Source organism: Arthrobacter sp. 9AX, assembly GCF_902506095.1.
Classification (GTDB): Bacteria; Actinomycetota; Actinomycetes; order Actinomycetales; family Micrococcaceae; genus Arthrobacter.
This window is the reverse complement of the sequence record NZ_LR733293.1, coordinates 1,989,148-2,000,799: the sequence shown is the minus strand read 5'-3', so window position 1 is coordinate 2,000,799 and position 11,652 is coordinate 1,989,148. Positions and strand designations below refer to the sequence as shown.

Sequence of the window (11,652 nt, the reverse complement as noted above, 5' to 3'; positions counted from 1 at the left end):
GGGCACACGAGCAACACAGGGCTCCGACCGGTTCTCCGGCCGGAGCCCTGCGGCCTGTCTCACTGCTGTAAGCGTGTGGCGGGGTCAGCGCGCCGCCAGCCGCCCGCCGTCGAGCGTTAACAGCCGGTGCGCCAGCGAGCGTGCATAAGGCACGTCGTGGGTGACCAGGACGACCGCGGCGCCCGCTGCTGCGGCGCTCCGCACCGCTGCGTCCAGGAACCGGAGGCCGTCCCCGTCCAAGGCGACAGTGGGCTCGTCGAGGGCCAGCACCGCCGGCCTGCGGGCCAGGACGGTTGCCAGCGCCAGCAGCCGCTGACCGGACGCCGGCAGCTCCATCGGGTGGGCATCCGCCGCGCCGGACAAACCCACGGCAGCCAGCGCCGCCCCTGTCCTCGCCTCTGCTTCGTGGGGTCCGAACCGCCGGTCCAGGCCGAACCGGACCTCCCGGGCGGCAGTCCGTTCAAAAAGCTGGTCCCGCGGGTTCTGGAACAGCAGCCCCACGGTCTGCGCCACCTCACCCACGGGCCTGCCGGCAATATCCCGGCCGCGCACCAGGACAGAGCCCGCGGTGGGCTGCAGCAGGCCGTTGAGGTGCCGCAGGAACGTGGATTTCCCGGCACCGTTGGGCCCGGTGACGGCCACGATCTCCCCTGGCAGCAGTTCCAGGTCGATGTCGCGGAGTACCTGCGCGGGCTGGTCCCCCGGCACATCTCCGGCGCCCATCCGCCTCTTCCTGCCTCCCGCTGGCCTGTCCGCGTACCCGAAGCCCACGCCCCGGAACTCAAGGACTGGGCCGGAAGCGGCACCCTGGCCGTCAGCCTGGTTGTTCCGGGCACCGGCCTCGCTGACCTCAACCGTGGTGTCCCGTTGCACGCCCGGCCGCCGGATACCGGCGGGCAGCCGTTGGGGCGCGGCAATGAGTTCAGCGGGTGTGCCGTCCGCCGTGACAGTGCCACCGTCAAGGACAATCCACTGTTGTGCTGCGAGGAGCGCCTCATCCACGGCTTGGCTGAGGATCACGACGGCGGTCCCTTGCCTCACGAGTGAGCCGACCAGGAGTGCCAGTTCGTCCGCTCCGGCCGGGTCCAGGGAGGCGAAGGGTTCGTCCATGACCAGCACTTCGGGGCCAGTAATGACAGCGCAACCGATAGCGAGGCGCCGCAGTTGTCCGCCGGAGAGCGTGTTTGGGTGGCGGTCCAGGAGGCCGGAAAGCCCCAGCAGCCCCGCAATGCGTTCCACCGCGGCGAGCATGGCGGACCGCTCGCCGCCTGCGTTTTCGAGGGCAAACGCCAGTTCTTCAGCCACGGTAGCCCGGACCGTGGACAGGATGGCCCTGGGATCCTGCGGGACGAAACCCACCCGCCGGCCCCACTGTGCGGGGTTGATCCGGGGATCCTGGGCCTGCCCCTCGAACCGGAGCGTGGTTCGGGCCAGTGTCAGGTGTCCTTCCAGCGTGCCTCCTGCTCCGGGTGGAAGCCAGCCTGCCAGGAGCCTTCCGAGCGTGGATTTTCCGCTTCCGGATGGCCCCAGGACTGCCGTCAACGTCCCGGGGTGAAACGAGACGTCCACGTTGTGAAGGACCGGCGCCGCGTCGTCGTGGAAGGTGAAGCTCCTGATGCCGGCGGCAAGGGCGGTTGCTGTCTCCACTCAGTCCCCCGCCAGCAGCAACCGAACAGCCACCGCGGCTGCCGCGGCCAGCAGCAGGAGCATCCGGAACGGCGGCTCCCACGGCCGCTCCGGCACGTCGCGGTAGCTGGTCCGGGGGCCGGTGCCGCCGAAGCCGCGGGCTTCCAGGGCGGCGGCGCGGGTGGCTGCGTCCTCCACCAGCGCGGACACCAGCGGCACCGCTTGCAGGCGGAAAGCTGCGGCCCGGTGCAGGAGGCCGCGCCGGATCACCAGGCCGCGTGCCTCCTGGGCCTGCCGGATGCGTTCCAACCGGAATGTGATGGCCGGCAGCAGGCTAAGGGTGGACGCCAGGACGAAGGCGAACCGCCCGTGGACGCCCTTTGCTGACAAGGCCGCCACGAGGTCCGGAACGCTCACGCTGAAGGAGAAGACCAGGAGGGCCAGCACAGCAGCGCAGAGCTGGGCTGCCCGGTTCAGGGCGAACGAGAGCCCTTCGGCGGTGACGCGCGCCGGGCCCCACTGGGCCAGCACGGTGTCCCCTTCGGGGAAAAACAGGCCGTGCAGCACCAGGAGAGAAAGGGCCAGGGGCACCAGGATGGCTGCTGCCGCAGGCAGAAGCCGCCGCGACGTGCCGCCTCGGGCTGAGAGGCCCACTGCAGCCGTGATCACGGCGAGCGACAGCGGCAGGTATGCTGCCGCCGTCGTTATTACTGCCGTGCTGCCGGCGGCCGCCAGGGTGGTCAGCGGATGCAGTCGCATCGGAAGGTGGTCAGGCGCCCTGCTCAGGATTCCTGCCCGCAAGCACGCGGTGCCGCCGGACAAAGGGAAACTGTACGGTGGCGCGGCGGGGCAGGGCGTAGACGAGCACAGCGACGGCAGTGAACACGAGGGCCTTGTCCATGGGGTCCGAGATGAGCGCCTGCTTGGTGATGGCGGCCAGCAGGCTGTCCCCCATGGAGCGGAAGGCGCTGACGATCGCGCCGGTGGCCACCCCTGAGGTGCCGCCAAAGACAAAAGCCGCTACCGGGGCGGACACCACGCCGCCGATGATGCCGGTGGCGAATCCGGCCACGGGCGCGAGGTAGAAGCGGCGGAAGAGGCCATAGCGGGCGGCCAGTCCGGCGAGGCAGCCGATCAGAGCGGCGCCGGCGGCGAAAGGCAGCACGGTGGGGTTGAAGAACGACCAGACGATGCTGCTGAGCGCGCCGGTGGCCGCCCCGGCTGCGGGGCCGGCGAGGACTGCGACCAGGACCGTGCCGATCGCGTCGAGGTAGAACGGCACCAGGGTGCTGCCCACGAACTGGCCAAGGACGATGTTCAGCACCAGGGCCACCGGGATCAGCACGACGGTGGACGTCGGCAGGGTGGGAAGGACGGCCACGATCAGCAGGACGGCGCCGGCCAGGAAACCGGACAGGGCGATCAGGGCCGAGGCGCTTCCCGGGCCGCCGGTGATGTCAGTGGGCTGGTTGAGGACCAGGTAGATGTATGTGCCGGCGATGGCCAGGGCGCCGAGGATTTCCAGCAGCCGGCGTTTGCGTGCCGCGGCAGGTGACGCGGACGGCAACGTCAGGGAGTGCGATGACATGGTGTTCCTTCAGGGTGCGCGCGGACGGCCCCGGGAAGCCCGGGTGGGATGGAACGCTGCGTATGTCACCTCGGCAGCAGCCGGCAGGCAATCTGCGCCTCTCCGGTCCGCGGACAATTCTATCCGTGGTTGGGCCCGTCCGCCGGATCCTGTGGTTGAGTCTTGCGATACGCCGAGGTGCTCACCCCAGTCGCCGGGCAAGGCTGCCGACGGCGGACACCAGTTCGCCGAAGGCGGCCTCGGGGTAGTTGGCCGACACCACACGTGCGTTCGGCGGTGCTCCCCAGAGCCCCCGGAAATCGGCAACGGTGGTGCCCATCAGCATCGTCGACACGGTCTCGACGTCCACGGTGGCGGGCCGGGCCTCAAAGTCCAGGGTTCCCGCGGCGACGCCAGCGGCGAAGTAGTCGTGGACGTGGGCGATGTATCCCTGGTCATAGTGGCGGTGAAACTCGAAATAGAACCGCAGGGCGTCGGACAAGTGCCGGATCAGGGTGTTGCCGGAGGTGCTGCGCCGGCCTTCCGGCTGGTCCGGCAGCACCAGTTCGGGGTCGGGTGCGCCGGCGGCTTCCGCCAGCTGCCGGACATGGTCCGGGTGCAGCTCCATCCGCTCGGTGGTGTCCAGGGAGCAGACGATGGGGAGTTTGTCGAGCGGTTGGCCCTGGAAGGCGGCGTACACCTCCTTGGCCGCGTGCGGGTCCACGTGGGTGTTCCACTCGGCCGTGGGCGTGGTGTTGCCCTGGTAATAGAAGCTGCCGCCCATGATGACCACCTTCGCCAGCAGTTCGGGGAGCCGGGGTTCCTGCCGGAGTGCCAGCGCGAAGTTGGTCAGGGGCGCGGTAATCAGGGCGGTGAGCTCCCCCGGCCGTGCCCGGGCGTGCTCAACCCAGAGCTCGACGGCGTTCCGGGCCGAGACTGCGCCGGCAGGTTCCGGCAGGACCGCGTATCCGATGCCTTGGGGGCCGTGGGTTTCCGGCGTGGTCAGCAGCGGTATGGCCAGCGGTGCGCGGGAACCGATGGCAACTTCCACTCCCGGGTGCCCGCACAGCTCCAGCAGCGCCAGCGTATTGCGCGCCACTTGGTCCGCGTCCACGTTTCCGGGGGTGGCGGTGACGGACACGAACTCGGTGTCCGGGAGGGCGGCCAGGTAGGCAAGGGCCAGGGCGTCGTCGATGCCCGTGTCCACATCCAGCAGGAAGGCGGTCATGTCCGTTCCTAGAAGAGCGCCACCTTGGGCTCCGCGGGGAAGACGTTGTCCAGCTCCACGAGGTCCTTGTCGGAAGGAATCCAGTCCGCTGCTTCAGCGTTCTGCCGGACCTGTTCCGGCCGGGTGGCGCCGGCGATGACGCTGGCCACGGACGGCTGGGCCGCCAGCCAGGAGAAGGCCACCTGGATCTCGGAGAGTCCGCGTTCCCTGGCGAAGCTGCTGAACCTGGCCAGCTGGTCCCAGTCGGCGTCGTGGACCATGTGCTGGCGGGTGTGGCTGAGCCGCGAGCCGTCGGGGGCGTGGCCGGGCGCGTACTTGCCGGTCAGCAGTCCGTTGGCCAGCGGGAAATACGGAAGGACGCCGAGGCCGAATTCCGCCGCCGCCGGGGTAACTTCGAGCTCGGCGCGCCGGTCCAGCAGGTTGTAGTGGTTCTGGGTGGAGATGAAGCGTGCTCCCCCGAGTTCGCGCGCAACGTACTCGGCCTGGGCGATCTGCCAGCCCGCCCGGTTGGAGTGCCCGATGTAGCGGACCTTGCCGCTGGTGACCAGAGTGTCCAGGGCGGACAGGGTTTCATCGATCGGGGTCAGCGGGTCCGGGGTGTGGAACTGGTAGAGGTCGATCCAGTCGGTGCCCAGCCGGCGGAGCGAGGCTTCCACGGCCTGGATGATGTAGCGGCGGGAACCGCGGGCACCGAAGTCCGGGCCGCTGGCGCCTTTCATGTCCATGCCGAACTTGGTGGCAACGACGACGCCGGACCGCCTGGTGCCGAGCGCTTTACCGAGCATCGTTTCGCTCAGCCCCGGTTCCTTGCCGTAGGTGTCGGCGACGTCGAACAGGGTAATTCCGGCGTCCAGCGCGGCGTTGACCACCGCATCGGTGGCTCCCTGCGTCTCGGTGGGGGTGTTGGCCCGGCCCAGGTTGTTGCAGCCCAGGCCCACGGTGGAAACGGTCAGGCCGGACTTTCCGACGCGGCGGTACGTGGTCACAGAAACTCCTAGAGGCTGAAGGTGGTGGCGGGCTTGGCTGAGTGCTTGAGCTTGAAGTTCTGCGGATCGCCGTGCGGGGCAGCCCCGATGCTGAGCTTGGTAAAGTCCAGGTCCTCGTTCCGGGCGCAGACCTTGATGGCATTGACCGCCTTGTTGACCTCAGGGCAGAGGCAGAAGAGGTTGAGCTTGAAGTCGGTGAATTCGGAGCGCTCCACTGTTCCAAGCCCGCGCCAGGCAAGGTGGCTGATCAGGGCGTCCTTGGCCTTTTCCTCCAGGTAACGGTCCCTGTCGGTGCCTTCCCGGGTTTTGAGCGCGAACTGGGCCACCACCCAGAACTGATCCTCCTCCGCGATTTCGGCATACCCGTCCTCGGCGCACTGGACCGCAAACGCGTCCAGGAGTCCGTCGGCAGCCGCGGCGTCCGGAACGTCGGTTTCTTCAGTCTTGCTTTGGTGGCCCACCACGCCGTAGTTCATCACGAACTGGCTGTAGTCCTCGTCGAACCAGGCTTCCCGGAAGTGGAGAGTGCCCTCGTCGTCGCGTTTGTAGACCCTGACAATGCCGCTCATAACCGTCCCTTTGTAAACCATTTCACGTCGGTGCCGTCGAAGGGTGCCTGCTCCGCCTTCACGGCCTGGTAAAGCTGTCCTGCGGCGGCCTCCAGTGAATCCACCAGGCCTGCCGGGTAGTCCATTGCAACGCGGTGTTCGGCGAACTCGTCCTCGTCATCGATGAACACGCCGCGGCCCGTTGTCCGCACCACGTCCAGGTCCATGTCGATGACGTGGAACTCGGTGACGGATGGCCGGATGGGGTTCCATTCATGGGCCACCGCAAGGTCGATGTAGATCCGGACTCCGCCGGGATGGGCGTCGTCGTAGAACGTGGCCACCCAGTCACCGTCGCGGGGTACCAGCAGGACGGCGTCGGATTTTGTATAGAACGCGGCACCGGGCCGGGAGCAGAACTCGTTGGTCCCCTGGAAGATCCACCAGCCGTGCCGGTCTTCACCCAGGTAGCGCCCGGGGACCACCCAGTGCGCTTTGCCGTTCCACTTGCGGTTGCGGGCCACCACCAGGTGGCCCGGTTCGAGGCCCTCCGGTTCACGGACGGTGGCCGCGTGGGGTTCTCCTGCGAGGTCGCCCAGAACGCCGGGATACTTCAGCAGGTCCTCTCCCCTCACAGGATCGGAAGGCTGCCGGTGGTGGGATGCTGCTGGCCCGGCAGGGGACGCGCAAAGGGGACCTTGGTCCCGAGAACCTGGGCTACGACGTCGTGCGTTATCTGCTGGGCGGTCAGGCCCACGCGTTCCAGGACCTGGCTGCGGGTGCCGTGGTCCAGGAATTCGACCGGCAGGCCCACCTCATTCAGGGCGGTATCCACCCCTGCGGCACGCATTTCCTGCCGGATCCGGGAACCCACGCCACCGGCGCGGACGCCGTCCTCGATGCAGATCACCAGGCGGTGGTGTGATGCCAGCGCGATGATGGAGCGCGGGACGGGAAGCACCCAGCGCGGGTCCACCACCGTGGTGCTGATGCCCTGCGCGCCGAGCCGGTTGGAGACATCCAACGCAAGTTCGGACATGGCGCCCACGGAGATGATCAGGACGTCGTTCTCGGTGGAGCCCGAGGGCCGGCGGGAGAGGACATCCACGCCGTCGCCCAGGCGCTCCAGCGCTTCCACCTCAGCGCCGACGGATCCCTTGGAGAAGCGGACCACTGAGGGAGCGTCGCTGATGGCCACGGCCTCGCGGAGTTCCTCGCGCAGCCGGCTGGCATCGCGGGGCGCTGCCAGGTGGAGGCCGGGGACAATTTGGACCATGGACATATCCCACATGCCGTGGTGGCTGGCGCCGTCCGGGCCGGTGACACCGGCACGGTCCAGGACGATGGTGACGCCGGCCTTGTGCAGGGCAACATCCATCAGGAGCTGGTCGAAGGCGCGGTTCAGGAAGGTGGCATAGACGGCTACAACCGGGTGCAGGCCGCCGAAGGCCATGCCGGCGGCGGAGGTCAGGGCGTGCTGTTCGGCGATGCCGACGTCGATGACCCGCTCCGGGTGCCGGGCGGCGAACTTGTGCAGGCCCACGGGGATGAGCATGGCGCCGGTGATGCCCACCACATCCTCACGCTCATCGGCGATGGCGGCAATTTCGTCAGCGAATACCGAGGTCCACGACTTGGCGCCGGCGGTACCTGTGGGTTCCCCGGTCTCGGGGTCGATAATGCCCACCGCGTGGAACTGGTCGGCTTCGTGGGCACGGGCGGGTGCGTAACCGTGGCCCTTTTCGGTCATGGCGTGGACGATGACCGGGCCGGCGTAGTTCCTGGCAGTGGACAGCGCATGCTCCATGGCCTGGAGGTTGTGGCCGTCCACGGGGCCGATGTATTTCATGCCGAGGTCCTCGAACATGCCCTGCGGGGCCCACCAGTCCTTGATGCCCTTTTTCATGGCGTGGAGGCTCTTGTAGGTGAATTGGCCCATCGGTCCGCCGTTTTGCAGCTTCTTCTTCCACCAGTCCAGGGCCCGTTCGTAGGCGGGGGTGGCGCGGAAGGAGTCAATGGTGGGGCGGAGTGAGGCGAGGTAGTCGGCGAAGCCGCCCACGGTGGGGGCGTAGGACCTGCCGTTGTCATTAACCACAATGACTACGCGGCGCCGCTTGTCCGCCGCGATGTTGTTAATGGCCTCCCAGGCCATGCCGCCGGTGAGGGCGCCGTCTCCTATGACGGCGACGACGTGCCGGTCGCCCTCACCGGTCAACTGGCGGGCGCGGGAGATGCCGTCGGCCCAGGACAGTGACGACGAGGCGTGGGAGCTTTCCACGATGTCGTGCCCGGACTCCGCGCGGGACGGGTAGCCGGACAGGCCGCCTTCCTGCCGGAGGGTGCTGAAGTCCTGGCGCCCGGTGAGGAGCTTGTGGACGTAGGACTGGTGTCCAGTGTCAAACACGATGCTGTCGCGGGGCGAGTCGAAGATGCGGTGCACGGCGAGCGTCAACTCCACCACGCCGAGGTTAGGTCCGAGGTGGCCGCCCGTCTGGGAGACGTTCGTGATCAGGAAGTCCCTGATCTCCGAAGCCAGCTGGTTCAGCTGCTCTTCGGACAACTCGTTCAGGTCCTGCGGATTCCGGATGGTGTCCAAGATTCCCAATGACCCCTCCTTCGGGTGGTAGACGTGCCGTTTAACTCTAACGCCTTGGTCCGCCGGACCAGACCCGGCTGCAAAGCCCCCATGCAAAGCCGAAGCCCCGGCTGGTCGGTGACCGGCCGGGGCTTCGGGTGGTGCTGCGTGCGTGCCGGTTACCGCTAGTTGGCGGAGATCTGGCGCAGCACGTACTGCAGGATGCCGCCGTTGCGGTAGTAGTCCGCTTCACCCGGGGTATCGATGCGCAGGACCGCGTCGAAGCTCTGGGAGCTGCCGTCCTCGGCAGTGGCGGTGACCTTGAGGGTCTTCGGCGTGGTGCCATCGTTCAGGGCGGTGACTCCCTCAACGGAGAACGTTTCCGTGCCGGACAGGCCCAGGCTGGCGGCGGACTCACCGGCCGGGAACTGCAGCGGCAGGACGCCCATGCCAATGAGGTTGGAGCGGTGGATGCGCTCATAGCTCTCGGCGATGACGGCCTTGACGCCCAGCAGGGCGGTACCCTTGGCAGCCCAGTCACGGGAAGAACCGGAACCGTATTCCTTGCCTGCCAGGACCACCAGCGGGGTGCCGGCTGCCTGGTAGTTCTGCGCAGCGTCGTAGACGTAGGCCTGCGGGCCACCTTCCTGGGTGAAGTCGCGGGTGAAACCACCTTCGACACCGTCCAGGATCTGGTTTTTGATGCGGATGTTTGCGAACGTGCCGCGGATCATCACTTCGTGGTTGCCGCGGCGCGAGCCGTAGGAGTTAAAGTCCTTGCGCTCCACACCGTTGGCAAGCAGGTACTGGCCGGCGGGGGTGTCGGACTTGAAGGAACCGGCCGGGGAGATGTGGTCGGTGGTGACCGAGTCGCCCAGCTTCAGGAGCACGCGGGCGCCCGTGATGTCCTTGACCGGCTCCGGCTGGGCCTGCATGCCCTCGAAGTACGGGGGCTTCCGGACGTAGGTGGAGTTCGGATCCCAGGCGAAGGTGTCGCCGGCGGGGGTGTCGAGGGCCTTCCAGCGCTCGTCACCTTCGAAGACGCCTTCGTAGCCCTTGGCAAACATGTCCTTGTCAATCGAGGAGTCGATGACCTGCTGGACCTCAACCGGGTTCGGCCAGATGTCCTTCAGGAATACGTCGTTGCCGGCCTGGTCCTGGCCCAGGGCGTCGGTCTCGAAGTCGAAGTCCATGGAACCGGCCAGGGCGTAGGCGATGACCAGCGGCGGGGAGGCCAGGTAGTTCATCTTAACGTCCGGGTTGATGCGGCCTTCGAAGTTGCGGTTGCCCGAGAGGACTGCCGAGACGGCGAGGTCGTTGGCCTGGATGGCCTCGGAGATTTCAGCTTCCAGCGGGCCGGAGTTGCCGATGCAGGTGGCGCAGCCGTAGCCCACGATGTAGAAGCCGAGCTTCTCCAGGTAGGGGGTCAGGCCGGACTTCTCGTAGTAGTCGGTGACCACCTTGGAGCCCGGGGCAACAGACGTCTTGACCCACGGCTTGGCGGTGAGGCCCTTGTCGACGGCGTTGCGCGCCAGGACCGCTGCGGCCAGCATGACCGAGGGGTTGGACGTGTTGGTGCAGGAGGTGATGGAGGCGATGGTGACTGCACCGTGGTCCAGTTCGAACTCGCGTCCGTCTTCCATCTTGACCGGGACCGGGTTGGAGATGCGGCCCGCTCCCCCGTGGCCTGCCGAGTACTTCGGCGGTTCGCGGTCCGTGTCCGAGACGTGGGTTGCGCCGCTGGTGAAGGACGGTGCGTCCGAGGCCGGGAAGGTCTCCTCGAGCGATTCGTCCAGGGTGCCGGCGTTGGCGTCGTGGGAGACGTAGTTCTTCAGGTCGTGGCGGAACTCGTCTTTGGCCTCGGTCAGTTCGATGCGGTCCTGCGGGCGCTTGGGGCCGGCGATGGACGGAACAACCGTGGACAGGTCCAGTTCCAGGTACTCGGAGAACTTGATCTCGCGCGAAGGATCGTGCCAGAGGCCCTGTTCCTTCGCGTAGGACTCCACGAGGGCAACGCTCTGCTCCGAGCGGCCGGTGAGGCGCAGGTAGTCCAGGGTGACGTCGTCAATCGGGAACATGGCAGCCGTGGAACCGAATTCCGGGCTCATGTTGCCGATGGTGGCGCGGTTGGCCAGCGGCACAGCGGCCACACCTTCGCCGTAGAACTCCACGAACTTGCCCACCACGCCGTGCTTGCGGAGCATTTCGGTGATGGTCAGCACCACGTCGGTAGCCGTGGCGCCCGCCGGGATGCTGCCGCTGAGCTTGAAGCCCACAACACGCGGGATCAGCATGGAGACGGGCTGGCCCAGCATGGCAGCCTCGGCTTCGATGCCTCCAACGCCCCAGCCGAGCACACCCAGGCCGTTGACCATGGTGGTGTGCGAGTCGGTCCCGACGCAGGTGTCGGGGTAGGCGCGCAGGGCGCCATCAACTTCACGGGTCATCACGGTGCGCGCCAGGTATTCGATGTTGACCTGGTGCACGATGCCGGTTCCCGGCGGGACCACCTTGAAGTCGTCGAATGCCGTCTGGCCCCAGCGCAGGAACTGGTAACGCTCCCCGTTGCGCTGGTATTCAATCTCCATGTTGCGCTCCAGCGCGCCGGAGTTGCCGAAGGCATCGATCTGGACCGAGTGGTCAATGACCATCTCGGCAGGTGCCAGGGGGTTGACCCGCTTGGGGTCTCCGCCCAGTTCCTTGACCGCTTCGCGCATTGTCGCCAGGTCAACCACGCAGGGAACGCCGGTGAAGTCCTGCATGATCACGCGTGCAGGCGTGAACTGGATTTCTGTATCGGGCTGGGCGTTGGGATCCCAGCCTGCCAAGGCGCGGACGTGATCGGCAGTGATGTTCGCGCCGTCCTCGGTCCTCAACAGGTTTTCAAGCAATACCTTGAGGCTGAACGGAAGGTTTTCTGCACCTTCAACGGAGTTCAACCGGAAAATTTCGTATTCGGTTCCGGCTACATTAAGTTTGCCTTTTGAACCGAAGCTGTCCACAGTGCTCATCGCAGGACTCCTCTCGCAACAGTTTCATCTTTGTCGCGCGGTTGACCGCCTGCTAGTTAGGAGGCCCTAACTATATCCAGGGCCTGAAAATTGCACACGGCCGGCCGTGAT

At 67.1% G+C, this 11,652-nt stretch carries 9 protein-coding genes; all 9 read right to left on the bottom strand.

Translation table 11 applies throughout. The features are described 5' to 3' along the window. Positions 1-84 precede the first annotated feature (84 nt). The 9 genes from BACI348_RS09090 to BACI348_RS09050 all read right to left on the bottom strand — a co-directional run bounded on the left by BACI348_RS09090 (position 85) and on the right by BACI348_RS09050 (position 11,541). On the bottom strand, positions 85-1,647 hold the full coding sequence (locus BACI348_RS09090) for an ABC transporter ATP-binding protein (RefSeq protein WP_159825104.1): 1,563 nt from the start codon (positions 1,645-1,647) through the stop codon (positions 85-87). Next, entirely contained in the window at positions 1,648-2,385 is a 738-nt protein-coding gene (locus BACI348_RS09085) for an energy-coupling factor transporter transmembrane component T (protein WP_159825102.1), read from the bottom strand. It abuts the gene before it with no gap. Between the two features lie 10 nt (positions 2,386-2,395). Continuing rightward, positions 2,396-3,214: an ECF transporter S component gene (locus BACI348_RS09080; protein WP_159825100.1), complete on the bottom strand. Its 819-nt coding sequence runs from the start codon at positions 3,212-3,214 to the stop codon at positions 2,396-2,398. 181 nt (positions 3,215-3,395) lie between these two features. Next, positions 3,396-4,421 carry a nucleoside hydrolase gene (locus tag BACI348_RS09075; protein WP_159825098.1) on the bottom strand — a complete coding sequence of 342 codons (1,026 nt, stop codon included), beginning with the start codon at positions 4,419-4,421 and terminating at the stop codon, positions 3,396-3,398. A gap of 8 nt (positions 4,422-4,429) precedes the next feature. Next, the gene (locus tag BACI348_RS09070) at positions 4,430-5,407 is read right to left on the bottom strand and encodes an aldo/keto reductase (protein ID WP_159825096.1); all 978 of its coding nucleotides are present in this window, start codon (positions 5,405-5,407) and stop codon (positions 4,430-4,432) included. Positions 5,408-5,415: 8 nt separating this feature from the next. Then, on the bottom strand, positions 5,416-5,976 hold the full coding sequence (locus BACI348_RS09065; protein ID WP_159825094.1) for a hypothetical protein: 561 nt from the start codon (positions 5,974-5,976) through the stop codon (positions 5,416-5,418). Next, entirely contained in the window at positions 5,973-6,590 is a 618-nt protein-coding gene (locus BACI348_RS09060) for a DUF402 domain-containing protein (RefSeq protein ID WP_159825092.1), read from the bottom strand. The genes BACI348_RS09065 and BACI348_RS09060 overlap by 4 nt, the downstream gene beginning before the upstream one ends. Further along, complete coding sequence (gene dxs, locus BACI348_RS09055; protein ID WP_159825090.1) at positions 6,587-8,560, bottom strand: 1-deoxy-D-xylulose-5-phosphate synthase; 1,974 nt, start codon at positions 8,558-8,560, stop codon at positions 6,587-6,589. The genes BACI348_RS09060 and dxs overlap by 4 nt, the downstream gene beginning before the upstream one ends. A gap of 155 nt (positions 8,561-8,715) precedes the next feature. After that, positions 8,716-11,541 carry an aconitate hydratase gene (locus BACI348_RS09050; RefSeq protein WP_159825088.1) on the bottom strand — a complete coding sequence of 942 codons (2,826 nt, stop codon included), beginning with the start codon at positions 11,539-11,541 and terminating at the stop codon, positions 8,716-8,718. Positions 11,542-11,652: the final 111 nt, after the last annotated feature.